The following is a 25,410-nucleotide window of genomic DNA, read 5'->3' on the forward strand; positions in this document are numbered from 1 at the left end:
GGGGGAGCACATGCTGGAGCGGATACGGCAGTGGCAGCAGCGTCACTGGGGGGAGCGGAGCAAGGCCGAACGGGTCGAGCTGCAGTCGATGGTCACCTGGCACGCCACCGTCTGGACGTTCCCGCTCACCTGGCTGCTCCTGCCGCTCCTGAGCGGGGTCGAGCGGCGGCCCGTGCCGATGGCGCTCGGCTGGCTGCTGGCCGTCGTGGACCTGCTGCAGTGCGTGGCCGCACACCGGGTCCTGCGGCCCACGGTCGACCACTACCTCGGGCGCACCGAACTGCCGTCGCGTGCCATGCGCGCTCCCGCCGTCCTGCTCGGCCTGGCGCTCGCGCTGATCGTGGCGCTCACTGCGGTCGGCGGGAGCGATCCGCTCGGCATCCGGTTCATGATCGGGGCCGTGCTGGTGCCGTTCGGACTGCCGTACGCGTTCACCGTGCCCATCAAGGTGTTCCTGCGCCGGAGCGCGGCCCTCGCGGCACTGATCACGGCCGCCGTCGCGATCGGGCGCCCCAGCGGTCTCGGCGCCTTCGCCACGGGTGCGGTGATCGCCTTCTGCTCCGCCTTCTCCGTGATGGCCGCCCGCTGCGGCGCCTGGACCCTCGCCGTGGTCTGGGAGGCGGAACGCGCGCGGGAGATCGAGGCCCGGCTCGCCGTCGCCGAGGAGCGGCTGCGGTTCGGGCGGGACCTGCACGACGTTCTGGGGCGGAACCTCTCGGTGATCTCCCTGAAGAGTGAGCTGGCCGTGCAACTGGCCCGGCGGGGGCGGCCGGAGGCCGTGGAGCAGATGATCGAGGTGCAGCGCATCGCCCAGGATTCGCAGCGGGAGGTGCGAGAGGTCGTACGCGGCTACCGGGAGGCGGACCTCGCCGTCGAACTCGCCGGTGCGCAGGGCGTGCTGGCGGCCGCCGGGATCGACTGCGAGGTCCGCGCGGAGGCCGCGGGGCTGCCTGCCGAGGTGCAGTCCGCGCTCGGCTGGGTGGTGCGGGAGGCCACCACGAACGTGCTGCGGCACGGGGATGCCGGGCGGTGCACCGTGGCACTGCAGGTGCTTGAGAGGCATGTGGTGCTCACGGTGGAGAACGACGGGGCGTCCGGAACCCCCGACGGGGGTGGGGGTTCCGGACTCGCCGGACTGCGGGAGCGGCTGGCCGCGGTCGACGGCACGCTGAAGGCGGGGACCGTCGGGGAGGACGGGTTCCGGTTGGTGGCGGAGGTGCCCTTGACGAGTGTGAGTGGAGTGACGCGATGAGATCGCCGGTACGGCTGTTGCTCGCCGACGACGAGCATCTGATCCGGGGCGCACTGGCCGCCCTGCTGTCCCTCGAGGATGACCTGCTGGTCGTCGCGGAGGCGGCGAGCGGGCCCGAAGCTTTGGCCATGGCCCGCTCGCACGCGCCCGATGTGGCCGTCCTCGATCTCCAGATGCCCGGCGCCGACGGTGTGAAGGTCGCCACATCTCTGCGCGCCGAACTGCCCGGCTGTCAGGTGCTGATCGTCACCGGTCACGGGCGGCCCGGGCATCTGAAACGGGCGCTCGCGGCGGGCGTGCGGGGGTTCGTCCCGAAGACGGTCAGCGCCCAGCGGCTCGCCGAGATCATCCGGACCGTGCATGCGGGAAACCGTTACGTCGACCCGGAGTTGGCCGCCGACGCGATCTCCGCCGGGGACTCCCCGCTGACCGCGCGGGAGGCCGAGGTGCTGGAGCTGGCGGCCGACGGCGCACCGGTCGCGGAGATCGCCGAGCGGGCCGCGCTGTCGCCGGGAACCGTGCGGAACTACCTCTCCTCGGCCGTCACGAAGCTCGGCGCGGAGAACCGTCATGCGGCAGTGCGTCTCGCACGCGAGCGAGGTTGGGTATAGTTGCTCTCGCGCCACGGCGCAACGCGGACGTAGCTCAGTTGGTAGAGCGCAACCTTGCCAAGGTTGAGGTCGCGAGTTCGAGCCTCGTCGTCCGCTCCAGCAAGGCCCCCGGTTCCCCGGGGGCCTTTTGCGTTACGCCCAGCTGGTGCCGGTCAGACGCTCGTACGCCTCCACGTACTTCTGCCGGGTCGCCTCCACGACCTGCTGCGGCAGCGGCGGCGGGGGCTGCTCGCTCTTCCTGTCCCAGCCGGACTCCGCCGAGGTCAGCCAGTCACGGACGTACTGCTTGTCGTACGACGGCTGCGCGCGGCCCGGCTGCCACTGGTCGGCCGGCCAGAAGCGGGAGGAGTCCGGGGTGAGGACCTCGTCGGCGAGGACGAGCGTGTCACCGTCGTAGCCGAACTCGAACTTGGTGTCGGCCAGGATGATCCCCCGGTCGCGGGCGATGTCCCGGGCGCGGGAGTACACGGCGAGGGTGGTCTGGCGCAGCTGGGCCGCGGTCTCGGCACCGACCTGGCGGGCGACCTCCTCGTAGGAGACGTTCTCGTCGTGCTCGCCGACCGCGGCCTTGGTGGCCGGGGTGAAGATCGGGCCGGGCAGTTCCGAGCCGTCGACCAGGCCTTCGGGGAGGGCGAGGCCGCAGACCGTCCGGGACTCGTTGTACTCGACCAGGCCCGAGCCGGTGAGGTAGCCGCGGGCCACGCACTCGACCGGGACCATCTGCAGGGACTTGCAGACCAGCGTGCGGCCCGCCCAGTCGGCGGGGGCGCCCTCGGGCAGCTCGGTGCTGATCACGTGGTGGGGGGCGAGGTCGCGCAGCTGGTCGAACCACCACAGCGAGAGCTGGGTGAGGACGCGGCCCTTGTCGGGGATCTCCGTGGGCAGCACCCAGTCGTAGGCGGACATGCGGTCGCTGGCGACCATCACGAGGTCGCCCGCCTCGTTCTGGTACAGCTCGCGCACCTTTCCGGTGTGCAGGTGCACCAGGCCCGGAACCTGGATCGGCTCGGGCTTTTCTACGAATCCGGACACGGTTCCTCCCCGTGGTTCTGTCCAAGTGCCTCGATTCTCCCTTATGCGGGCGATCGGTTTCGGCCAGGGGGGCGGTGGCGGTCTGCCGGAGGGCGGTGCCGGGCTGCCGGGCGTCAGTCGCGTTTGCAGATGCGGTCCAGCAGGTTCGCCGTGGCCCGCTGGATGCGGGGGTCCACATGGCCGGGGCGGTCCAGGGACGGGGACCAGGCGAAGGTGCCGGAGGCGAACACCCAGGCGCCGGAGGGGGCGCGGTACAGGGAGGTCTCCTGGTGGCGCAGGGCGCCGTCGTTGTCGGTGTAGGGGGAGTGGGCGAGCAGGATGCGCTCCTCGTGCTCGGGCAGCGGGGTGCGCGGGAAGTAGCGGTCCGCCTCGCCTGCGACCAGGCCTTCGATCTCGTCGCCCTCGTGGGCGCCGGTCGCGTCCCACAGCCAGTGCCCCGCGTTGCGGACGATCAGCGGGTGCGGCTCCGGGACCCGGCCCGCGTACTGGATGCCGACCAGCTGCTGCTCGGGGCGGTCGATCTCGCGCCACAGCACCGGACGGCCGGGGCCCTTGCGCTTGCGGCAGGTCAGCAGCCGGTCGGGGACGCCGGACGGGGAGGGGCCCAGCTCCACCTGCCAGTACATGGTGTTGGCGGAGAGGAAGACCAGCGAGGTGCCGCGGTCGCGGGCGTCCTCGACGGCGCGGCGCATCGACACCGACCAGTACTCGTCGTGGCCCGGGAAGACCAGGCCCCGGTAGCGGGTGGGGTCGATGCGGCCGGCGTGCAGATCGCGGGCGTCGGCGTAGGCGAGGTCGTAGCCGTAGCGCTCGGCCCAGCGGATGACGTCGTAGGCGTGACCGACGTGCAGGGGCAGGCCCGCGCCCGCGTACGGGCGGTCGAAGGAGACCGTCGTTGCCGCGTCCGCCTCGCCGAGCAGCCGGCCCTTCTCGTCCCAGGCGTGGTAGAGGCTGGCGCCGGTGCGGCCGTCCTCCGGGTAGAGGTTGTACGCCTGCCAGGTGATGTCCGGCAGCAGCAGGAGCAGGTCGGCGGGGCGGTCGTCGCGGACCGTGAAGGGCACGTGGGAGCGGTAGCCGTCGACGGTGGTGAGGACGGCCACATAGGCGCCGACGTTCCAGTAGGAGGGCACCTGGAGGCGCCAGGACAGCCACCAGTGGTGACAGGAGACCGTACGGTCGGCGGCCAGCGGCGGGGGCTGCACGATGCCGGACAGCCGGGGACTCGTGGTGATCTTGGCGGCGCCGTCGCCGCCGTAGTGGCCGATCCGGTAGACGTCCACGCTGAACTGCTGCGGCGGGTCGACCGTGATGTGGAAGTCGATCGCCTCGCCGGGCGCGACCGCCCCGGTGGCGGTGAAGCCCTTGATCTGGCGGTGCACGTCGTCGGCCGCGCGGGGGCCGGTGCCGGACGCACGCGGCGCGGGCACCCGCGGCCGCTCGCCCGCCGGCTGCTGCGGGGCCGGGTCGACGTACCAGGGCACGACGTGTCCCGTGTCGTCGAAGTAGGTCTCACTGCCGCGCAGCCAGGGGACAGGGCCCTGGCCGAAGGGGTCCGTGACGGCGTGCGCGAGTGCTCCGGACTCCCAGCGGCGGATGTGGTCCGAGGCCATGGTCGCTCCCCTCCCTCATACCCCCGTGTCGCTCTGGCGGTGGTGCTCGGTCGTGCTGTCGTATGTCGCATGCCTTTGCCATGTGCGCGGTCGGTCCCAGCACATCACATAACGCACGGGCTCGGTCACTATTCGTTGCGAATTGACCTGAACTGGAAGACGGTTCTCCGCTACGACGCCCAGGGCCACGGCGCGTGGAGGTGGCCGGTCTCAGACGAGCCGCACCGGCTTCTCCGGTCGTATCCCTGACGCGGCCAGCCAGTCGCGCAGCGGGCCCGGGTCTCCCTCCTCGATCAGGCTGAGCACCTTCGGCGAGAGGTCGGCGGCCCGCTCGCCGCCCAGCAGCAGGGAGGGGCCGTCCAGCCAGTCGAGGGCCGGGGCCGCGCCCGCCGTGTCGACGGCCGCGCAGCACACCATCGCCGTGACGTGGTCGACGAGCAGCTCGCGGGCGGTGCGAGGGGGTTGGAGCGGGACCAGGGGCAGCGCGCCGTCCTCCCACAGGGCGCTGTCGGGGGCCCGGCCGGCGGCGGTCGCGCCTCTCGGCGTGCGGACCTCCTCGCGGGCCAGCTCCGCGGTGAGGCTGGCCGCCAGGGCTGCGCTGCGTGCTGTGCCGGGGTCGTCGGCAGCCAGTTCCGCCTCGGCTTCGCCTTCGGCGGGTATGCCGTCCCCACCCGCACGACCCGTGCAGCTTGCGTGGTCGGGTGCGGGTGGCGCCTGGGGGGTGTTCTCACCGTCGGCGGCTTGCGTGGCTTTCGGTATGGCTGTTTCTGTGGCCGGCTCGGCGAGGTGGTCCAGGACTCGGGCCAGCGTGGGGCCGTCGGGCTCACGGGTGCCGGGGGCGGGGCGGACGCCCAGCGAGTCCAGGACGCGGTGCAGCCGGGCCGCGTCGGCGCGCCAGGTGCGGTCGACGACCTCCTCCGGATACGCCTGCCAGTCCACCGGTGCCCAGTCCGGGCCGCACTCCGCCGGGCCGCCGTGGAAGAGGCGGGCGGCGAGCAGGGAGGCGGCCTCGTCCACCACGCCGGGCTCCTCCAGAAGGTCACAGGCGGGGCGCTCGCCGAGGCGGGAGGCGAAGCCCTCGGCCAGCCGGTCGCGCCGGGACAGCTCGGTGAGCGCGGCCACGACGCCCGCGTCCAGCCGGGCGGGCCAGCGGCCCATCCGCCAGGCGGGCAGCGCCACCCTGGTCAGCAGGCGGTCCCAGCCCGCGTAGGCGAGGCCGACCTGCTCCTGGGCCACGATCCGCAGTCCGTAGTCCACGGCCTGCGCGCGCTCGGCCGCCGCCGCGGCGACCCCGCGCTCCATCTGGGTCGCGTGCTCGCGGCAGCAGCGCAGCAGCAGCCGGGCCACCCAGCCGAGGGCCGCGCACACACCCCGGGTCAGCCGGCAGCGCCCGGACGTCGAGGCCACGGCGACCGTCGCGTCCAGACCGCGCACGAAGCGGCGGGCCGCGGCTATGTCCGGCTGCGCGGAGGGCCCCGTACCGGCGACGACCGGGGCGAGGACCGCGCGCAGCTCGCCGACGCGCATCCACCACAGGAACGGGGAGCCGATGACGAGAACCGGAGCGGTGACGGCACGGCGGTGGGCGCCGAAGCCGGATCCGGGGCCCGCCAGCTCGTCGTCCGCCGGCCGCGGGGGCGGGCCGTGGGCCGGGTGGGTGCGGTCCTCCAGCCAGCTGTCGCAGTCCGGGGTGAGCGCTATGGCCGAGGGTGCGGGGACGTCCAGGCGGTCGGCGAGGTCGCGCACCAGCCGGTACAGGTCCGGGGCGGAGCCCTCCGGGATCGCGACCGTGGGGCTCACCGCGGGCCGGGCACGGGCCACGACCAGGGCGATACCGGCGGCGGCCAGCAGCACGAGCACGGCCGGCACGCCCACGACCCAGCGGGCGACGTCCCAGCCCGGGCCGGTGAGATGGCCGGTGGAACCGCCGGCCAGCAGGATCACCTCGGCGGCCGTCGGCAGCAGAGCCACGGCCAGCGCCCGGCCCCGGATACGCAGCACGGCCAAGGCCCGCGAGCGCGCTGCCTGCGCGCCCACCTCCACACCGATTCCGATCACGAGCGGACCTCACCCCCTCTGCGGATCCGTTGCTGTCCTGGCGTTGCTCACTCCCCCACTGTGGCACCCGCCACCGACATCGCAATGCCGATGGGCCAAGTGCCGGAATGCTTGCGCCGCACCCTAGTTGGGGCCCTGGCCCCCGTCAGCCGGATGGGCGATTGCTCACTCGATGGAATGGCTTTGGTCAGAGGTGGGTGACAGACAGCAAAGATCAGGCCCCGGATTGTCGTCCGGGGCCTGGGTGGGTTCGGGATGCGCGCGACCGGCGGTTCTACGCCTCCGCCGCCCCCGCGGCCGCCGCGGTGTCCGTGGCATCCGTCGCGCCCGCAACCTTCGCCGCGATGTCCGTGCGGTGCTGGGAGCCGTCGAGGCGGACACGGGCCACCGCCCGGTACGCCCGCGCGCGGGCCTCGGCCAGGTCCGTGCCGGTCGCCGTGACGGACAGCACCCGGCCGCCCGCGCTGACGATCGCATCGCCGTCCCGCTTGGTCCCGGCGTGCAGGACGTAGGCGTGCGGGGCGTCCTCGGCGGCCACCTCGTCCAGACCGGTGATGGGGTCGCCGGTGCGCGGGGTGCCGGGGTAGTTGTGCGAGGCCACGACCACGGTGACGGCCGCGTCCTCGCTCCAGCGCAGGGGCTCCAGGTCGTCGAGGGTGCCGTTCGCCGCGGCGAGCAGGACACCGGCCAGCGGGGTCGTCAGGCGGGCCAGCACGACCTGGGTCTCGGGGTCGCCGAAGCGGGCGTTGAACTCGATGACCCGGACACCGCGCGAGGTGATCGCGAGCCCGGCGTAGAGCAGGCCGGAGAAGGGCGCCCCCCGGCGGAGCATCTCGTCGACGGTCGGCTGGAGCACCGTCTCCAGCACCTCGTCGACCAGCTTCGGGTCGGCCCAGGGCAGCGGCGAGTACGCGCCCATGCCGCCCGTGTTCGGGCCCTCGTCGCCGTCCAGGGCGCGCTTGAAGTCCTGGGCGGGCTGGAGCGGGACGACGGTACGGCCGTCGGTGACGGCGAACAGGGACACCTCGGGCCCGTCGAGGAACTCCTCGATGACCACGCGCTCGCACCCGGCCGCGTGCGCCTTGGCGGCCTCCAGGTCGCGCGTGACGACGACACCCTTGCCGGCGGCCAGGCCGTCGTCCTTGACGACGTAGGGGGCACCGAAGGCGTCGAGGGCCTCGGCGACCTCTTCCTCCGTGGTGCAGACGTACGACCGCGCGGTCGGCACACCGGCCGCCGCCATCACGTCCTTGGCGAAGGCCTTGGACCCCTCCAGTTGCGCGGCCTCCCGGGAGGGGCCGAACACCGGGATGCCCGCCTCGCGCACGACGTCGGCCACACCGGCGACCAGCGGGGCCTCCGGACCGACGACGACGAGGTCGGCACCGAGGTCGCGGGCCAGCCCGGCCACGGCCGTGCCGTCGAGCGCGTCGACCTGGTGCAGCTCGGCGACCTCGGCGATGCCGGCGTTGCCGGGGGCGCAGTGGAGCGCGGTGACGTCGGGGTCGAGGGACAGGGAGCGGCACAGGGCGTGTTCGCGGGCGCCGCTGCCGATGACGAGGACCTTCACGGGGTTCAGCCTACTGGCAAGGTCGCCGAAGGTCGGGAGCCGGGGAAGCTGTGCGTTCCTACGAAGCGCGGGTGCGGGGTGTTGTGGGTGCGGGGTGCTGGTGCGGGCGGGCACTGGGGGCTGCCGCCCCCGGGCCCTCGCCATCGGCCCTGGACGGGCCTTGTCCTCAAACGCCGGACGGGCTGGTTCTACCGGCCGAGCTGATGTGGCTGACCGGGCTGGTTCGGCCGGCGGACGTCACTCGTTGGAGAACTCCTCCACCACCGTCGCGCCCAGCTCCCGCACGATCAGTTCGTGGCCGGACAGGGCCGACTCGTCCAGATCCGGGTCGTCGTCCTCGGGGATGTCGTCCTCGGGGGCGACGGGGGGCGGCTCGGGCGCACGGGTGGCGGGCTGCGGGGCAGCGGTGGCCGGTACCGCGGCAGCCGGTGCGCCGCCCTGGGAGGCAGCGGGTGCGGGAGTCTGCTGGGGTGCGGCCGGACGAGGGGCCGCGGGGGCGCCGTAGCCACCGCCGGCGGGCGCACCGCCGTAACCCGCGCCGCCGGCTCCGCTTGCGCCCACGCTTCCGGTTCCGCCTCCACCGAAGCCCGGGGAGCCGCCGGACGGCGGGAGCGCGGAGCCGCCCGAGGGGTCGACGATCGCCTCGATCTTCCACTGCACGTTGAACTGCTCGGCCAGCGCCTGCCGCAGCACGTCCTCGCTGCCGCTGCTCGCGAAGTTGTCGCGGGCACCGGCGTTGACGAAACCGAGCTGGAGGGTGGTGCCGTCGAATCCGGCCACCTGGGCGTTCTGGCTGAGCAGGATCCAGGTGAAGCGGCGGCGGTTCTTGACGGCCTCCAGGATGTTCGGCCAGAGCATGCGGGGGTCGAGACCGCCGGCGGGGGCGGCCGGTGCCTGGGCCGTGGCCGGGGGTGCCGCGGAGGCAGGGGCTGCCTGGGGCTGGGGCTGGGGCTGGGCCGGAGCCGGGCCCGGCTGGGCGCCCCCCGGAGCACCCGCGGCCGTGGGCCAGCCACCGGGGCGGCGACCGCCGCCGGCGGGGGCTGCGGTGGGCCAGGCGCCGGGGGCGGGGGCTTGGGCTGCGGGGGTTGCAGGGGTTGCCGGGGTTGCCGGGGCAGGGGGCACCGGAGTCGGCGCAGGGGCCGGAGCCGGCGCAGGGGCCGGAGTCGGCGTAGGAGCAGGCTCAGGAGCCGTAGGCACCCCGATAGGCGCAGGAGCCGTAGGCACCCCGCCAGCAGCACCACCAGCGCTGCCAGGACCACCCGGACCACCCGGGCCGCTCTGCGCACCCGAGGCTCGTACGGCCGCACGAGCGGCGGCAGGCCCGCCACCAGGCGCGACCGGCGCACCCGCCTGGGCCATGCCCGCGTGAGCCTCGGGCCCGGGTACGTACCCCATGGCGGGCGCACCGCCCCCGCCCGCGAAGTTGACGCCGCGCTCGAGACGGTCGAGGCGGGCCATGACGGACCGCTCGTCTCGGTAGGCGGCGGGGAGCAGGACGCGTGCGCAGATGAGTTCGAGCTGGAGGCGGGGCGAGGTGGCGCCGCGCATCTCGGTGAGGCCCCCGTTGACGAGGTCGGCGGCGCGGCTGAGCTCGGCGGCGCCGAAGGTGCCGGCCTGGGCCTGCATCCGCTCCAGGACGTCGGCCGGGGCGTCGATGAGCCCCTTCTCCACCGCGTCGGGCACGGCGGCGAGGATCACCAGGTCCCGCAGCCGCTCCAGCAGATCGGCGACGAAGCGACGCGGGTCGTTGCCGCCCTCGATGACCCGGTCGACGACCTCGAAGGCGGCGGCCCCGTCACCGGTGGCGAAGGCCTCCACGACGGAGTCGAGCAGGGACCCGTCGGTGTACCCGAGGAGGGAGGTGGCCATGGCATAGGTCACACCCTCTTCCCGCGCACCGGCGAGGAGCTGGTCCATGACGGACATGGAGTCACGCACGGAGCCGGCGCCGGCCCGCACGACGAGCGGAAGCACACCCTCCTCGACAGGGATGTTCTCCCGCCCGCACACCTCGGCGAGGTAGTCGCGCAGCGTCCCCGGAGGCACGAGCCGGAACGGATAGTGATGGGTACGCGACCGGATGGTCCCGATGACCTTCTCGGGCTCGGTGGTGGCGAAGATGAACTTGAGGTGCTCCGGCGGCTCCTCGACGACCTTCAGCAGCGCGTTGAAGCCGGCCGACGTGACCATGTGGGCCTCGTCGATGATGTAGATCTTGTAGCGGCTGCCGGCGGGGCCGAAGAAGGCCTTCTCGCGCAGCTCACGGGCGTCGTCCACACCACCGTGGGAGGCCGCGTCGATCTCGATGACGTCGATGGACCCAGGCCCGTTCCTGGCGAGGTCCCGGCACGACTGGCACTCCCCGCAGGGCGTCGGGGTGGGACCTTGCTCACAGTTCAGGCATCGCGCCAGAATCCGCGCGCTGGTCGTCTTGCCACACCCGCGCGGCCCGCTGAACAGGTACGCGTGATTGACCCGGTTGTTCCGCAGCGCCTGCTGCAGCGGGTCGGTGACATGCTCCTGCCCGATGACCTCGGCAAAGGTCTCCGGGCGATAGCGGCGGTACAGCGCGAGAGACGACACGCATACGAGGTTATAGGCGCCCACTGACAACGGGCTCCGCCCGCAGCCCCCGGGAAACACAAGGGCCCCCCACGCACCCGCCAGAGCCGACCTACCCTTGCTGCCTTCCGGCCCTGGGGGAGTTCAGTCAGATAGCGCCGCGTGAGGGGCTGCGCCCAACAGTACCCGATCGCGACCCGCGGGCTGCACCCGATGCAGGCCTGCGGGAACGAGTTCGCGAGCACTCCCCTCGGTCATGTAATGTTTCCGGCGGAGGATTCGCCTAGAGGCCTAGGGCGCACGCTTGGAAAGCGTGTTGGGGGCAACCCCTCACGAGTTCGAATCTCGTATCCTCCGCAGCCGCCTGAACAGGCGAAACCAGGACCCCGGACCGCTTAGGCGGCCGGGGTTCTTGGCATGCCTTGGCCTCAGTTGCAGTCTCATTTATTACGGAATCCGCCCTACCAGCCCGTTCCATGTCGGACGCGGGCGCAGATGCGCGGCCCGGCCCCTCTGACGTTGCGCTCAGCTACTGGCGACCGGTCGTCAGTCCCATCGCCTCGCGAACTCGGCTCCGGCCAGCAGGTCGCCGGTCCGCACGATCGGATCATCGATCCCCATGGCCACCATCACATCGGCAGGAAAGGCTACGTACTTTCCCTTCACCTTCGTGACACGGCAGGGGAAACGGCCCGCCCTCACCAGCCCAGACGCCTTCGCCGCATCGACGCCGAGGAGATCTGCCACCTTTCGTAGGGGCATGGGCTCGGCCAGCCACTGCGACAGTCGCCATGCGCGCGCCCTCGGGCACCAGCTCCGAACCCGAGGCAACGACACCGGGTGACCGAGTGAAACGATGTGGCCCAGCGATCAACGGTGGGGAGGACTGCGGGATCAACCTTCCGCATCCTGAGCCCGACTGGTTCAACGATCCCGGTAAGGGTGCTTACACCAGGAGTATGGTCCCTTGTATGGCGACGAAAAAAGTCACGGTGACGATCCCCGAAGATCTCCTCGACGAGATCCGCGCCGACGCGGCTGAGCGGGGCCTTTCGGCGTATGTAGCCGAAGCGCTGCGGTTCAAGCGCGATCGGGACCGGCTACTGGAGCTGGTCGACTGGCTGCAGGAGGAACACGGACCGGTTACCGAGGACGAGCGCGCGGCAGCCCTCGCGGAACTGGACGATCTCGACGCCGAGCACGAACGCCGCCGCACCGCCGGAGGACCCGATGCCGGAGAGGCGGCGTGAAGAAGCGCGCCGGTGAGCACAGGCAGCAGCCACTGCGCGTCTTCGTACTCGACTGCGAAGCCCTGTCCCTGGCCGTGCGCGGCGACCGCAAGATGATCGCCTGGCTCGACCTCGCGGCCGGGGGTGAGGCCGAGGTGGTGACATCTCCCATGACGCTCGTCGAGGCGTACGACGGCAGAACCACCGAACAGCGCTGGGACTGGGTGCTCTCCCGGCTCAAGGTCGCCGACATCGGAAAGGACGAGGCCCGCCAGGCCCGGCGTCTCCTGGCCGACGCCAAACTGCACGGTCACACGTACGCGATCGATGCCGTGCTCGCTGTCATCGCACGCCAGCAGAAGGGGCAGGTCACCGTCTTCACCTCGGACGTAGACGATCTGGAGAAGCTCCTACCGGACACCATCGTCGTCAAGAAGGTATGACCCGGCGCCCTAGTCTCGGTTCTGGTCTCATTCATGGGAAGAAAGATCGAGCCGGCCCTCCACCACTGGCCCTTACGGGCCTGGACAACCGCGGAGGCCGACGCGACCTGTATGCCTACTTGTCGTCTCCGTCCCGGCCATCTTCGAAGACGAAGAGTGGCTTGCCGCCATGAGCGGGTGTTTCGGCGAACGAGATGGCTTCCGTGAAGCGTTCGAGCGGGAACGGCCGGCCTTGGGGGATGCTCAGCACGTCATCAGCGACGAGGCTGCGAACCTCGGACAGCGTGCGCAGCGCATCCGCGGGTGAGGCCGTGCCGAACCAGCGGTTCAGCCAGAAGCCACGGACCACTTTGGTCTCGTAGATGACCGAGCGCGCCTGCAGCGGAATCGTCAGTGCCGCCGGGTCGGTCTGCCGGTGGGTGGAGAGCGCGCCGTAGACCACGACCTCTCCACCCGGAGCCAATGCCTGGGACACCTGTGCGCCTACGTGGCCCGCGACACAGTCGAGGGCCTTGCGCACGCCGGCCGGTCCTGCAATCTCAGCCACACGCTGCACCAGGTCCTCGTCCTCAGTGCAGATGACCTCATCGCCACCGAGCGCCTTGATCTCCTCAACGGCATCGCGCCGCCGCACCACATTGATCGTGCGCATACCCAGATGCCTGGCCAGCTGAATGACGAGCCGGCCGACGGTGGAGCCCGCCGCCGTCTGCACCAACCAATCTCCCGGCTGTACGTCGAGTTCGCGAGTCACCAGGAGCAGCGCGGTCAACGGATTGACAGCGAGTTGGCAGGCGCTGGAGTCGCTCAGACGATCGGGGACCGGCAGAAGCCTGTGTGTATCGGCGACAAGGTATTCCTGCCAGGTGCCGGCCACACGCGGCCCGGGTACCGCCGGGACAGCGACGGCCACCACGCGCTCGCCGATCTTCAGTCCCTCGGTATCCGGGCCCAGGGCCTGAATACGGCCCACGCATTCCATGTGGCCCCCGACAGTGGGGAACTCGGGGGAGAAACCGTAGCGGCCGCGCAGCACGTGCAGGTCGCTGGCGTGAATCGGAGTCGCCTTCACACGGATCAACGCCTGGCCGGCTTCCGGCGTGGGAACAGGCCGGGATTCCAGCCGCAGGACATCGTTCGGCTCGCCGACCTTTCCGGCTACGAGCGCGCGCATGGATTGCGGCATGAGTGACCTTTCGTCTCTCAGCACCCGACCAAGCTCGCCTCGCCTGATCGATCGCCAGGTGTCACGCCTCCACTCCTCCCAGCTTGCGCTCGTTCGCGAGCGCTGTCCTGTCGTAAGCACCCGCGGATCACGGGGATACGCCATCCTGGAACCGGGCGCCGGGGCTCCGGCCCCGCTGCGATGCTCCCTAGTCTCGTCTCACGAGGTGCCCCCGCATGAAGTCCCCATCGACGCTGGCGACATGGCTGGGCAGCCTCGACGGCTCTCGTCTGGCACGCGTACTCGGGACGCGGCATGACGCCGTGTCCTCTCCCGAGCCGCGCTCGGTGGGGGAACTGGCGGACCGTCTTCAGCGCCCGGGATCGGTGGCACTGGTCCTGCCGCGGCTCGCGCTGCCGCACCTCCAGGTGGCCGAGGCGCTGGCGGCGTCGGGTGCGCCCGCATCGCGCGATGCCCTGGCGGAACTGCTGGGAGCGGCGGACGACGAAGCCATCCGCGAACTGGAGGCCGTGCTGGAGGCACTGGCCGATCATGCTCTGGTCTGGCCGGACGGCGCGGACAGGCTCCGCATGGCCGAACCGCTGCGGCAGGCGTGGGACTCGCCCCTGGGGCTGGATGCACCGCTGGAGGATCTTCTCGCGGGCACGACCTCCGACGAACTGCGCGGCATGCTGGCGGCACTGGGCGTCAAGCCGCCGGGCACCAAGGCGCAGCGCCTGTCCGCACTGGTGAATCACCACAGCCACCCTGAGCAGATCGCCTCGGTGGTCGCCAAGGCCCCTGCGGCGACCCGGGAGCTGCTCGAACGCCTGGCAGGGGCTGCGCGGGGAGAGCCCTCGCGGTCCCTCATGTTCGGGCATCCGGGCCCAGGCCTCGATCCGGGCGCTCCATGGGCACTGGAACGGGGACTTCTGATCCAGGACCGTCACCGCTACGGTCCGGCCCGTATGCCTGCCGAGGTGGCACTCGCGCTGCGCGGGCCCGGCTGGCACGCCCCGTTCCAACCCGCCCCGCCTTCCACGGGATTGGCGTCCGTCACCGCGAGGGAGGTGGACCGCGAGGCATCGGCCGCGGCCGCTGCGTTCGCCGCCCGTGCCGCCTCGGTCCTGTCGGCCTGCTCGACGGCTGCGCCGGCCCGGCTGAAGTCCGGCGGGGTCGGTGCGCGTGAACTGGCCCGGATCGGCAAGGCCGCCCAGGCCGACGACGCCGTCGTACGCCTCACCCTGGAGACCGCGTACGCCGTCGGCCTGCTGGGGCGGGACGGCGATCGCGTGGTGCCTACCGAGGCGTACGACGCCTGGGCGGAACAGGAACCCCCGGAGCAGTTCGCCGTACTGCTCCAGGCATGGCGGAACCTGTCGCTCACCCCCACCCGGGCGCGCGACGAGGACGACAAGGCGCTCCCCGCCCTCGTCGGCGCACCGCCCTGCAACGGCTGCGTGCAGGCCCGCCACGGGCTGCTCGCCGCAGCCGCACACCTCCCGCCAGGCCAGGGCGTGAGGGTCACGTCGGATCTGGGGCCCCTGATCGCCTGGCACCGCCCGCTCGCCGACTCATGGCCCCAGGACGGAACGCCGTTCGCCGCCGTGATCCGTGAGGCCGAACTCCTCGGCGTACTTGCGCGCGGTGCCCTGTCCGCCCTCGGCATCCACCTGCGGACCGGCGACACGGAGGCGCTGGACATCGAGTGCCGGCGACTGCTGCCCTCGGCGACCGCCACGGCCCGGATCGGCGCCGACCTCACCGCCGTCGTCACCGGCACACCGTCCGCGCGACTGGCCTCGCTCCTGGGCTCCGTCGCCGACCGGGAGACCAGCGGCACGGCATCGGTGTGGCGGTTCAGCGCCGGCAGCATCCGCCGGGCTCTGGACGCCGGGCGTATCCCCGAGGAGATCACAGCCGATCTGGCCGCTGTCGCCGCCGGGCCACTGCCACAGCCGCTGTCGTACCTGATCGCCGACACCGCACGCGGCCACGGGCGCGTGCGCCTGGCCCCCGCCGCCTGCGTCCTCCACGGCGACGAGCCCGCCCTCCTGGCCGAACTCGCCGCCCACCGCAGGCTGGCCGAGCTAGGACTGCGACAACTGGCGCCAACCGTGCTGATCAGCCGCAGCCCGCTCGACACGACTCTCGCCGCACTCCGGGCAGAGGGATACGCCCCTGTCGCCGAGACGGCCGAGGGCACGGTACGCATCGAAAAGGCCCGGCCGCGGCGGGCGGCCGCTCCCGTGCCGGCTCCGCGCGGCTCCGGCGTGAGGGATGGCGGCCGGATCGCTGCCAGGAACGCGGCGACGGCGCCCGTCGCCGTCGACCCGCACACCTTGGCGACCCGACTGCTGGCCGCCCCGCCGACGTCCGAACCAGCGCCATTCGATGGAGGAGTGCCCTTCGCCACGGACACCGAGGAGATCGTCGCAGGGTGGGCGAAGCGCCTGCCGTACAGCGACGTCAGCCAGCTCGCCCATGCCATCGATGCCGGTCAGGCCATCACCGTCGAGTACGTCGCCAGCTCGGGCAACCGGACCGTGCGCACCCTCAGCCGTCTCATGCTCGACCCGCCGTACCTCGAAGCCTGGTGCCACCTTCGGGACGCCGAGCGGGTTTTCACCCTCTCCCGCATCCACAGCGTCATGCCTGCATGAGAATGCGCCCATGGTCGTACAGTTCCTCGCTGCAGCCGGTGTGCTTGCCGTGCTGACCATGGTTCCCGGGCCGGACATGGCTGTCGTGACGAAGCGGGCCGTTGCGTGCGGGTGGCGGGATGGTCGGCGCACACCGGTATGGCACTCCTGATTCTGCTGCACGCGGCGCTCACCGTCGTCTGGCTCGGGAGCTAGGTGATGGTGCTGGCCAAGGCGCGCGCGTTCTTCGAGAGGCCCGGTGTGCGCCGCGCCATGGACCGGGTGACCGGGGTCGTACTGATCGGGTTCGGCGCCAAGGTCGCCGCCACCTAGCTGCCCTGATCGACGGAGTCTCAGTCTCGTCCGGCGCCGCCCGGTTCGGCGCTGTGCCAGGACGCGTCCGGCCGGTCAGGTGCGGGATGCGGCAGCATCGCCCCGGGCCCGGTCCACCGGGGCCACAACGCCGCGACCCGCCCCGCAGGGGTTGGCGTGAGGCCGTCGTTCATGCGAAGTCCCCGGCGTCTACGGGCAGTTCGGCCAGGCGCCACTCCAGCATGCCGTCGTCGAGGCGGATCGCCCGGCGTCCGCGGTCGGTCAGCAGCCGTACGGCGTCGTAGGCGAGCACGCAGTACTCGCCGCGGCAGTACACGACGATCTCCGTCTCCTCGGGCAACTCGTCGATCCGGTCGGCCAGTTCCTCGACGGGGATCGAGACCGCGCCCGGGATGTGCCCGGCCCGGTACTCCTCCGCGGGCCGTACGTCCAGCACCACCACGTCCCCGGCCGCCACCCGGGCGCGCAGTTCCTCACGGCCGACCTCCGTCGCGCCGTCCTCGCCGAGGTAGGCGTCCCGGGCCGCGGGTACGGCGGCCTGGTGGGCCTCGGCGACCTTGCGCAGCAGCGCGAACAGCTGGGCGACGTCCTCGCCGGCGAGCCGGTAGTGGATGCGCACGCCCTCGCGGCGGGTGGCGACGAAACCGGCCTGCTTGAGGGTCTGCAGATGCGCCGAGGCCGTCGTCAGGTTCAGCCCCGACGCCTTGGCCAGGGCGTCGACCGTGCGCTCGCCCTGGGCCAGCAGATCGAGCAGTTCCAGCCGCTTTCCGCTGGCCAGCGCCTTGCCGCTGGCCGCGAACGCGTCGTACAGCTGCGCCTTCGTGCCGGCAGTGCCGTGTCCCGCCATGGCTTCCTCCATAAATCCATGGAATAGTGTAGAGGAAGGCGGGCGCCGCGACCACAGCCCCGCCTCGCATCCGCACCCTGGAGGTCCCGATGGGCTTCGCCGACGACCACCTCATACCCCTGGTCGATGCCGGGCTCGGCAACAGCGCCTACCTCGTCGACCTGGGCGACGGCCGTGCCCTGGCCGTGGACGCGAGCCGCGACCTGCGGGCGCTGCGGGCGGCCGCCGGGCGGCGCGGTCTGGTCGTGGCGTACGCGGCGGACACGCATCTGCACGCCGACTTCCTCTCCGGTGCCGTCCAGCTCGGTCACGACGACGGGGCCACCGTGCTGGCCTCCGCCGCCGGACACCGTGCCTTCGCGCACCGCGCTCTGGCCGACGGCGACGAGGTCGATCTGGGCGGCCTGCGGCTGCGGGCGCTCGCCACCCCCGGCCACACCGACGAGCACCTGTCCTTCCTGCTCCTGGACGGCGACCGCGAACTCGGCGTCTTCACCGGCGGCTCGATGATCGTGGACTCCGCCGCCCGCACCGACCTCCTCGGCGCCGACCGCACCGAGGAGCTGGCCCGCGCCCAGTACCGCTCGCTGCAGCGGCTGGCCACCCTCCCGGACGACACCGCGGTCTGGCCCACGCACGGCGCCGGATCCTTCTGCTCGGCCCCGCCGGGCAGCGAGCGCACCTCCACCATCGGCACGCAGAAGCGGACCAATCCGCTGCTGGCCGCCCCGGACGAGGACACCTTCGTACGACGACTCGTGGCCGGCCTCGGCAGCTACCCCGCCTACTTCGACCGGCTCGCCGAGGCCAACCGGCGCGGCCCCGGCGTCCTGACCGGGGAACCCCTGCTGCCCGCCCTCGACGCCGCACAGGTCGTGTCCCTGCTCGCCGCCGGCGCTCTGGTGGTCGACGTGCGCCCGGCGGCCGACTACGCGGCCGGCCACATCCCCGGCTCGCTGTCCATCCCCTTGCGCGGCCAGTTCGCCACCTGGCTGGGCTGGCTACTGCCCGACACCGTCCCGCTCGTCGTCGTCCTCGGCGAGGAGCAGGATCGGGGGGAGATCGTCTGGCAGGCGTACAAGATCGGTTACGAGCGTCTCACCGGGCAGCTGAGCGGTGGCACGGCCGCCTGGGCGGCCGCCGGCAACCGGCTGGCCGTCACCGAGTTCGTCACCGCCGAGCGTGCCGCGGACCGCCCCTACGTGGACGTACGGCAGGAGGCGGAGTTCGCCGCCGGGCATGTCCCCGGAGCCGTGCACATCGAACTGGGCGGTCTGGCCGCACGCGCCGTCGAGGCGCCCCAGGGGCCGGTCGTGGCCTGCGGCCACGGCGAGCGGGCGATGACCGCAGCCAGCCTCCTCGAACGGGCGGGCCGCACCGACATCGCCGTCCTCGACGGCGGACCGGCCGAGTACGCGGCGGCGCACGGGGAGCCCCTCACCGAAGGCGGCGCCCGGTGACGCTCACCGCCGCGCCCGTCCGGCTGGGCCTCAGGGAGAACTGGCTCCAGTTCACCCTGCTGGTCGTGGTCAACGTCTGCGTCGGCGGCCTGGTCGGCCTGGAACGCACCACCGTCCCGCTCATCGGCGCCCACGTCTTCGGTCTGACCAGCGACCTGGCCGTCTTCTCCTTCATCATCGCCTTCGGCGTCACCAAGGCGCTGACCAACCTCGCCGCCGGCGCGCTGACCGCCCGCTTCCACCGTAAGCAACTCCTCGTCACCGGCTGGCTGATCGGCATCCCCGTCCCCTTCGCCCTCGCCTGGGCGCCGTCCTGGGGCTGGATCGTCGCCGCGAACGTCCTGCTCGGCCTCAACCAGGGCCTGACCTGGTCGATGACCGTCAACATGAAGATCGACCTGGTCGGTCCCGCACGCCGCGGCCTGGCCACGGGTCTCAACGAGGCCGCCGGCTACACCGCCGTCGGCGCCACCGCCCTGCTCACCGGCTATCTCGCCACCACGCACGGGCTGCGCCCCACCCCCGAGCTCATCGGGGTCGTCTTCGTCGTCGCCGGGCTCGCCCTGTCCCTCGTCGTCCGCGACACCGCGGCCCACGTCGCCCTCGAACTCGCCCAGCACACCGGGCCCGTGGCGACTGTCGAGGACACCGGCCTCAAAGCCACCTTCGCCCGCACGTCCTGGCACCACCGCTCCCTGCGCGGCGCCAGCCAGGCCGGCCTGGTCAACAACCTCAACGACGGCCTGACCTGGGGCGTCTTCCCCCTCCTCTTCACCGACCACGGTCTCGGCCTCGCCGCGGTCGGCCTGATCAAGGGCCTCTACCCCATCCTGTGGGGCCTCGGCCAGATCCCCACCGGCCACCTCGCCGACCGCATCGGCCGCAAACCCCTCATCGTGGGCGGCATGCTCGTCCAGGCCGCCGGTTTCGTCCTCGCCCTCGCGCTGCTGGAGCGCCCCCTGCTCGCCGGGATCCTCTCCGCGGTCCTCCTCGGCATCGGCACCGCCATGGTCTACCCGGCGCTGATCGCCTCGGTCTCCGACCACGCCCACCCGGCCTGGCGCGCGAACGCCCTCGGGACCTACCGCTTCTGGCGCGACATCGGCTACGCGGTCGGCGCCCTGGTGGCCGGCGTCCTCGCCGACGCCCTCGGCCTGAACGCCACGGTCGTCGCGGCGGCCGCCCTCACCGCGGCCTCCGGCCTGCTCGCCGCACGCTGGATCAGCCCGTCGAAGACTCCTCGAGGCGCTCGACACCGGCCGTGAGCGCCGCCGTCACCGCAGGCGGAGGCGTGTCCGGCGGTCCCGGGGCGCTGCGGGGCCCCTGAGTCCGGGCGGCCAGGGGCAGTTCGACCTGGACTCCTCCCGCCGGAGTCAGGTTGACCGGGTTGCGGGGGTGCAGGCCGCGCAGGCCGGCCGGAATGCGGGGGAGGTCGGTCACCGCCTCGAAGGCGGGGGCCAGCAGGGTGAGGCTCCGGGCCAGGGTGTCGGCGGCGGGGCGGTTGCCGCCGCCCAGGAAGATCGCCTGAGGGGCATCGGGCCGGAGGTGGCCGTGGAGGGAAACCACCAGCGCCACCGACGCCAGGAACTCCTGCAGGGTCGCGCAGGGAGGTGTGGCCATCCGGTGGGACGGGATGTGGACGGGGTCACCGGCCGGCTGGGTGAAGACCAGGGCGGTGGCTCCCGTGCGGGCCGCCACCTCGTGGGCCAGCTCCGCCGTGCCGCCCTCCTTGCTGCCGTGCAGGGCCAGCAGCCCGACGCCGGACGACCGGACCGTCAGGGTGGCGAGGAACTCCACTCCCTCGATCACCACGCGCTCGCTGCGCACCATCTCGCCCTCTCCCCCGGACCCGCTACGCCTACCGCACCAGCCGCACCGGCTTCGACACGGTCACCTGGTCCACCTCGGACACCCGCACTGTCACCTTCATGGTCCACGTCCCCGGGATCGGCACGTTGAACGCGTCGGCGGCCCAGTAGCCGCCCCGGTCGGTGACCTTGGTGTCCAGGGGGCCGATCCGCTGGGCGGGGAGGGTGAGCGTGATGCGGAGTTCCGGGACCGAGGAGAGGCCGCCGTCGGGGCCGTAGACCACCGCCTGGACGGAGTCGTTGCCGACCCTGCCGGGGTCCAGGGTGATCTGGACCTTGCCGTGGCCGCCGGGGGTGCCGACGTCGAAGGGGATCGTGGTGACCGACGCCGCCGGGATGCCCGTTGTCGTCGTCGCGGAGTCCGCCGCCTCTGCCGCCGCCCGGCCCGGGAGCGTGCTCGTCAGGAGGGTCGTCAGGACGAGGACCACGACACCCACGGCCATCTCTGCCAGCACCCAGCGGCGGAGGTGATGCGGGAAGGGGGCGGGTGAAGGCGGCGGCTCAGGGGGGAGCGGAGGGCCCCCGGACGGTTCGGGCACGCGGTCGCGCAGGGGTGCGGGCGACAGGGTCGCCAGGCGGGTTGTCCAGCGGCGGGAGCGGGAGGCCGCCGCGAGCAGGAGGGTGACCGCTGCCAGCTTGGCCAGGAGGAGGCGGCCGTACGTCGTGTCGGTGAGCGCCTGCCAGGAGCCCAGGCCCCGCCAGGACTGGTAGACGCCGGTGGCCACCAGGACCGTCACCGAGGCGAAGGCCAGGCGGGAGAAGCGGGTGACGGCCCTGGCCGGCAGTGCGGCCGGGTCCGGTGCGGTGCGGCGCAGCGTCAGCAGCAGGGCCATCAGACCGCCCAGCCAGGCCGCCGTCGCCAGCAGGTGGAGCGTGGCCGAGGCGATCGCCAGGGGAACCTGGAGGCCCGCCGAGGCGTGCTCCGCGGCCGCCCAGGTCAGACAGAGGGCGAGGGAGAGGGGCGCGGCCGTCGTCAGGGCCGCCCGGCGGGGGATCCTGCGGCGCCATCGCCGTACGGACAGTGCGCAGACTCCCGCGAGGAGCAGCAGGGCCAGACGGGCGAGGAGGAGTTCGCCGGGGCGGGTCGTCGCCGTGCGGGTGAGGGAGGAGAGGGCGAGCGCCCGGTCCGGGGAGGTGCCCTCCTCGTAGGGGGCGCGGAGGAGGAAGAGGGCGATCGTCGACGCGAACAGGGTCCACCAGGCGGCCAGGGCCGGCCGGCGCAGATGGGACCACATCGGCGGACGGCAGTACGCCACGAACGCGGCCGTGCCGAGCAGGAGCGCCACGGACAGGTAGGCGGCGTAGCGCGCGATGGTGGAGAGGCTGGTCGTCGCCCGGTTCTCCGCGCGGTCCGGGAGCAGGCTCGTGGTCGTCGCCGTGCGCTTGCCCACCGAGAAGGTGAGCGCGCCGGACACCGGGTGACTGTCGGCCGACACCACCCGCCAGGCCACCGTGTAGGTGCCGGTGCCCAGCCTGGCGGGCAGGGAGACACGGGCCGTGTCGGAGCGGCCCGGGGCGTGGTCCGCCTCGCCGGTGCGGACGCGGTGGTTCCCGGGGTCGTAGACGCGCAGCGAGTCGGTCAGCAGGCCGACCGACTCCGTGAAGGTCAACGTCACCCGGCGGGGCGCCGACTTGAGGACGGTCCCGTCGGCGGGGTCCGTCTCGCGCAGGGCCGCGTGGGCCGAGGCGGGGGCTGTCGTGCCGAGGAGGAGCAGGAACAGGCTCGCGCCGAGGACGGTCAGCCGTCGCAGCCACCGGTGTTGGTCGCGCACCTCACCCCTCCGTCCACTGGTGCTCTGTACGGGTACGGAGAGATCGGCCGTCGTACTCACCACGTCGGCCGCAGCTCCTCAGACGTGGTCGCCCGGGAAGGCTGTCTCCCGTGTCAGGAAGGCCAGTTGGGCGTTCTTCTCGGGCAGGTACACGTCCGGGATGTCGACCTCGGGCAGGACGACCGCGGGTCCCTGCCGGAACCCCTGGCGTTCGAAGCGGGCGATGGCCTTGGCGTTGCGCACGTCCGGGTCGACCACGACCCGTCGGCGGTCCAGCACCAGCAGGACGTACGACGTCATCGCGATCAGCAGGGCCGAGGTCCAGCCGGGGTGCCGGCCGTCCGGTCCGGCGGGGGCGAGCAGGAGGTGGACGCCGATGTCGCCGGGGCGGACCTCGTAAGTCTCGCCGACCCGGTCGGCCGCGGGCTCGTAGGTCTGGAGCAGGGCGGCCGGTTCGCCGTCCTTGGTGACGAAGTGGGCGTGGTGGGTGTCCAGGGTGGCCATGTGGGCGTAGACGTCCGCGACCTGGTCCCTGGTCAGGCCGGTCATGCCCCAGAACGCGGCGCGTTCCTCGCTCACCCAGGCGTGGATCACGTCCGCGTCGGCCGCCGGGTCGAGGGGGCGGATGCGGACGGTGCCGTAGCCGTCGATGTGCTGCTCGTGGACGGGGGTGGAGGTGTCAGCCATGGGTCGCCTCGGAGTCGTCGGTTTCTTCGCCGGTGTCGGGGTCGGTGCGGTCGAGGGTGAGGAGGGCCCAGTCGGTGACGACGGGTGCCAGTTCTCCCTCGAGCCACAGGGGGAGTTGGTCGCGGTGGTGCGGTGAGTCCGGCACGCCGTCGGCGCCGAAGGGGACCACCCAGCGGCTGTCCTCGCGGCGGGCCAGGTCCCACACGTAGCGGGCGGCCGGGCCGCGGGCCGAGAGGTCGGTGAGGCCGGGGACGGCCGAGGTGCACAGCACGCAGTCGTGGTCACCGGCGAGGCCCGGTTCCTCGTACGGCTCCCCCGGCAGCGCCCGCCAGGGGGCGAGCCGGTGGGTGTCGCCCCAGGTGCCGGCCGGTGGTGCGGCGGCGACCTCCTCCAGGGCTTCGCGTACGGCGGCGGCGCGGTCGATGCCGTACACCTCCCCGGCCCGCAGCAGGTGTTCGAGGGCGAAGGCGATGCGTGGGGCGAGGGCCAGCCACGGGAGCAGGACCTCGGGGTAGGCCGGTGGTTCGGTCAGGGCGGCGAAGGCCGGCTGTGCGGCGAGCCGGCGTACGACCGCGCTGCGCACCGCCGCGTAGGCCGCGGCCTCGGTGCTGTCGGCGTCCATGCGGCGGTTCCAGGACAGCAGGCGGTCGCGGAGGCGGGCGGCCTCGGGGGTGAGGACGTCGAGGGCGGCGAGGTGGTCGAGGAGGGGGCCGGCGGAGGCGAGGTGGGTGTCGGTGTGGATCGCGTGCAGGTCGGCGGCGGACCAGGTGCGGCGCTCCTGGAGGAGGGCGCGGATGCGGTCGGCGCGGTGCGGTGGGGCGAACTCGACGCCGAGGGGGGTGGCGGGGCCGCGCTGGTTGGCCATCACGGCGATGCCGTCGGCGAGGCCGGCGTACGGCGTCTCGTGCCAGCCCTGCCATTCGTGGCCGGGCTGCCAGGCGGGGACCAGCCGGGTCCGGTTGGGCTCCGCCCGGAGCGGGACCCTGCCGGCCACCCGGTGCAGGAGACCGCCCTCGGTGTCGGCCGCCTGCACGACGTTCACGGGCTCGGCCCAGGTGTCGAAGGCGGCGTCGACGTCCTCGACCCGGCGGGCCCGCAGGAGGGGGAGGAGGGTGCTGAAGCCGAGGTCTTCCGTTACTCGGGGTGGGTAGCGGAGGGCGAGGGCCGCGGGTTCCGCCTCGGCTTCGCCTTCGGCGGATTGCGGGGTGGGAGCGGGCTGTACGGCGGCCTGCCCGGCGGGTGCCGATCCCGGCTGTCCGGCCGCCGGTGCCTTCACCCCCTGCGAACCCCCGGCGACCAGCCCCGAGTCCAGGCCTTCCGGCCCCCCGGCGATCACCGGGCCCCGCTCTGTCTCGATCACCTCGATCTCGACGGGGTCCTCGCCCGCGACCTCCACCGTCTCCGTGTGGCGGCGGGCGCGGTGCCAGGTGCCGTCGGGGCCCAACGCCTCCACGCCGGCGCCGGTGCGGCGGAGGCGTTCTCGGTAGAGGTCCTGGTAGTCGGCCATGGCGTTGGTGATGGCCCAGGCGACCGTGCCGGTGTGGCCGAAGTGGGCGATGCCGGGGACGCCGGGGACCGCGAGGCCGACGACGTCGAACTCGGGGCAGGAGAGGCGGATCTGCTGGTAGACGCCGGGGGCCTCGATGAAGCGGTGGGGGTCGCCGGCGATCAGGGGCCGGCCGGTGACGCTGCGGGCGCCGGAGAGGAGCCAGCCGTTGCTGCCGGACGTGCCGGGGCCGTCGGTGGCGAACAGGGCGACCGCCTCGGGGCCGAGGTGCCGTATCGCCTCCTCGCGCCACAGCTTGGCCGGGAAGCCCGCGAAGAGGATGTGCGTGCCGAGCCAGATGCCGAGCGGGGTCCAGGGCTGCCAGGGGGTGGGGGTGAGGCCGGTGCGAGTGAACTCGGGGGCGCGGCGGGCCCCCTCTGCCAGGCCCTCGTTCACGCCGTCCACGTACGCCCGGACCCAGTCCGCCGTCTGCGGGTCCTGTTTCTCCAGCGCGGTGAAGCAGCGTCTCGCGGTGTCGTCGAGGCGGGCGCGGCGGGCGAAGACGTCCCAGGCGAGGGCGCTCGCGCCGAGGAAGGAGGCCGAGGTGCCCTGCGCGCGATGCCGCTCGACCTCGATCTGCCAGGCGCGGTCCAGGGCGGTGACACGGCCCTGGGCGCGGGCGAGGGCGAGGGTGCTGGGGGCGCGCAGGTGGGGGATGCCCCAGGCGTCGCGGTAGGTCTCGGTGGTCACCCTGGGACTCCCCCTTGTTTTAGGTTAGCCTTG

General features: G+C 72.9%; 19 protein-coding genes, 2 tRNA genes and 1 other RNA gene. 9 read left to right on the plus strand and 13 right to left on the minus strand.

The genetic code is table 11. From position 1 onward, the window contains the following. Nucleotides 1-10: 10 nt before the first annotated feature. From ACZ5DS_RS27000 to ACZ5DS_RS27010, 3 genes are all read left to right on the plus strand, one after another. Nucleotides 11-1,252: a sensor histidine kinase gene (locus ACZ5DS_RS27000; protein ID WP_468243230.1), complete on the plus strand. Its 1,242-nt coding sequence runs from the start codon at nucleotides 11-13 to the stop codon at nucleotides 1,250-1,252. Next, nucleotides 1,249-1,863 (plus strand): response regulator, encoded by a 615-nt coding sequence (locus ACZ5DS_RS27005; protein WP_468243233.1) that lies wholly within the window; start codon nucleotides 1,249-1,251, stop codon nucleotides 1,861-1,863. The genes ACZ5DS_RS27000 and ACZ5DS_RS27005 overlap by 4 nt, the downstream gene beginning before the upstream one ends. 23 nt (nucleotides 1,864-1,886) lie before the next feature. After that, a tRNA-Gly gene (locus tag ACZ5DS_RS27010) sits at nucleotides 1,887-1,962 on the plus strand. A gap of 33 nt (nucleotides 1,963-1,995) precedes the next feature. Here ACZ5DS_RS27010 and ACZ5DS_RS27015 read toward each other — a convergent pair. The 6 genes from ACZ5DS_RS27015 to ffs form a co-directional block, all read right to left on the minus strand. After that, complete coding sequence (locus ACZ5DS_RS27015; RefSeq protein ID WP_468243236.1) at nucleotides 1,996-2,895, minus strand: phosphoribosylaminoimidazolesuccinocarboxamide synthase; 900 nt, start codon at nucleotides 2,893-2,895, stop codon at nucleotides 1,996-1,998. 113 nt (nucleotides 2,896-3,008) lie between these two features. Then, on the minus strand, nucleotides 3,009-4,505 hold the full coding sequence (locus tag ACZ5DS_RS27020; RefSeq protein ID WP_468243238.1) for a N,N-dimethylformamidase beta subunit family domain-containing protein: 1,497 nt from the start codon (nucleotides 4,503-4,505) through the stop codon (nucleotides 3,009-3,011). A 210-nt stretch (nucleotides 4,506-4,715) separates the two neighbouring features. Beyond that, entirely contained in the window at nucleotides 4,716-6,563 is a 1,848-nt protein-coding gene (locus tag ACZ5DS_RS27025) for a hypothetical protein (RefSeq protein ID WP_468243241.1), read from the minus strand. Between the two features lie 274 nt (nucleotides 6,564-6,837). Next, nucleotides 6,838-8,133, minus strand: a complete 1,296-nt coding sequence (gene purD, locus ACZ5DS_RS27030; protein WP_468243243.1) for a phosphoribosylamine--glycine ligase — start codon at nucleotides 8,131-8,133, stop codon at nucleotides 6,838-6,840. A gap of 237 nt (nucleotides 8,134-8,370) precedes the next feature. Continuing rightward, nucleotides 8,371-10,716 (minus strand): DNA polymerase III subunit gamma and tau, encoded by a 2,346-nt coding sequence (locus ACZ5DS_RS27035; protein ID WP_468243245.1) that lies wholly within the window; start codon nucleotides 10,714-10,716, stop codon nucleotides 8,371-8,373. A 58-nt stretch (nucleotides 10,717-10,774) separates the two neighbouring features. Next, nucleotides 10,775-10,869: signal recognition particle sRNA small type (gene ffs, locus ACZ5DS_RS27040), an RNA gene on the minus strand. A gap of 98 nt (nucleotides 10,870-10,967) precedes the next feature. Here ffs and ACZ5DS_RS27045 point away from each other — a divergent pair. Then, a tRNA-Ser gene (locus ACZ5DS_RS27045) sits at nucleotides 10,968-11,052 on the plus strand. 189 nt (nucleotides 11,053-11,241) lie between these two features. On the opposite strand, the gene ACZ5DS_RS27050 is transcribed toward ACZ5DS_RS27045, so the two are convergent. Continuing rightward, entirely contained in the window at nucleotides 11,242-11,442 is a 201-nt protein-coding gene (locus tag ACZ5DS_RS27050; RefSeq protein ID WP_468243248.1) for a hypothetical protein, read from the minus strand. A 224-nt stretch (nucleotides 11,443-11,666) separates the two neighbouring features. Here ACZ5DS_RS27050 and ACZ5DS_RS27055 point away from each other — a divergent pair, with 224 nt between their 5' ends. Then, complete coding sequence (locus tag ACZ5DS_RS27055) at nucleotides 11,667-11,945, plus strand: ribbon-helix-helix domain-containing protein (protein WP_468243250.1); 279 nt, start codon at nucleotides 11,667-11,669, stop codon at nucleotides 11,943-11,945. Next, nucleotides 11,942-12,367, plus strand: coding sequence for a hypothetical protein (locus ACZ5DS_RS27060; RefSeq protein ID WP_468243253.1), 426 nt, complete (start codon nucleotides 11,942-11,944; stop codon nucleotides 12,365-12,367). The genes ACZ5DS_RS27055 and ACZ5DS_RS27060 overlap by 4 nt, the downstream gene beginning before the upstream one ends. Nucleotides 12,368-12,482: 115 nt before the next feature. Here ACZ5DS_RS27060 and ACZ5DS_RS27065 read toward each other — a convergent pair whose 3' ends face one another. After that, on the minus strand, nucleotides 12,483-13,541 hold the full coding sequence (locus tag ACZ5DS_RS27065; protein WP_468243255.1) for a zinc-dependent alcohol dehydrogenase family protein: 1,059 nt from the start codon (nucleotides 13,539-13,541) through the stop codon (nucleotides 12,483-12,485). 227 nt (nucleotides 13,542-13,768) lie between these two features. On the opposite strand from ACZ5DS_RS27065, the gene ACZ5DS_RS27070 reads away from it, so the two are divergent. After that, a complete protein-coding gene (locus ACZ5DS_RS27070) occupies nucleotides 13,769-16,195 on the plus strand; it encodes a helicase-associated domain-containing protein (RefSeq protein WP_468243258.1) in 2,427 nt (808 codons plus the stop codon). Between the two features lie 481 nt (nucleotides 16,196-16,676). Here ACZ5DS_RS27070 and ACZ5DS_RS27075 read toward each other — a convergent pair whose 3' ends face one another. Then, nucleotides 16,677-17,354 (minus strand): ArsR/SmtB family transcription factor, encoded by a 678-nt coding sequence (locus ACZ5DS_RS27075; protein ID WP_468243260.1) that lies wholly within the window; start codon nucleotides 17,352-17,354, stop codon nucleotides 16,677-16,679. A gap of 89 nt (nucleotides 17,355-17,443) precedes the next feature. On the opposite strand from ACZ5DS_RS27075, the gene ACZ5DS_RS27080 reads away from it, so the two are divergent. Continuing rightward, complete coding sequence (locus ACZ5DS_RS27080) at nucleotides 17,444-18,814, plus strand: MBL fold metallo-hydrolase (RefSeq protein WP_468243263.1); 1,371 nt, start codon at nucleotides 17,444-17,446, stop codon at nucleotides 18,812-18,814. Further along, complete coding sequence (locus ACZ5DS_RS27085; protein ID WP_468243266.1) at nucleotides 18,811-20,079, plus strand: MFS transporter; 1,269 nt, start codon at nucleotides 18,811-18,813, stop codon at nucleotides 20,077-20,079. The genes ACZ5DS_RS27080 and ACZ5DS_RS27085 overlap by 4 nt, the downstream gene beginning before the upstream one ends. On the opposite strand, the gene ACZ5DS_RS27090 is transcribed toward ACZ5DS_RS27085, so the two are convergent. The 4 genes from ACZ5DS_RS27090 to ACZ5DS_RS27105 all read right to left on the minus strand — a co-directional run bounded on the left by ACZ5DS_RS27090 (nucleotide 20,036) and on the right by ACZ5DS_RS27105 (nucleotide 25,377). Beyond that, nucleotides 20,036-20,644, minus strand: coding sequence for a poly-gamma-glutamate hydrolase family protein (locus tag ACZ5DS_RS27090; RefSeq protein WP_468243268.1), 609 nt, complete (start codon nucleotides 20,642-20,644; stop codon nucleotides 20,036-20,038). The two genes, ACZ5DS_RS27085 and ACZ5DS_RS27090, sit on opposite strands and share 44 nt — an antisense overlap. Nucleotides 20,645-20,672: 28 nt before the next feature. Further along, nucleotides 20,673-22,454, minus strand: coding sequence for a copper resistance CopC/CopD family protein (locus ACZ5DS_RS27095; RefSeq protein ID WP_468243270.1), 1,782 nt, complete (start codon nucleotides 22,452-22,454; stop codon nucleotides 20,673-20,675). A 78-nt stretch (nucleotides 22,455-22,532) separates the two neighbouring features. After that, nucleotides 22,533-23,141, minus strand: a complete 609-nt coding sequence (locus ACZ5DS_RS27100; RefSeq protein ID WP_468243273.1) for a GNAT family N-acetyltransferase — start codon at nucleotides 23,139-23,141, stop codon at nucleotides 22,533-22,535. After that, entirely contained in the window at nucleotides 23,134-25,377 is a 2,244-nt protein-coding gene (locus ACZ5DS_RS27105; RefSeq protein WP_468243275.1) for a penicillin acylase family protein, read from the minus strand. The genes ACZ5DS_RS27100 and ACZ5DS_RS27105 overlap by 8 nt, the downstream gene beginning before the upstream one ends. Nucleotides 25,378-25,410: the final 33 nt, after the last annotated feature.

The sequence above is a fragment of the Streptomyces sp. NPDC031100 genome, assembly GCF_055570785.1.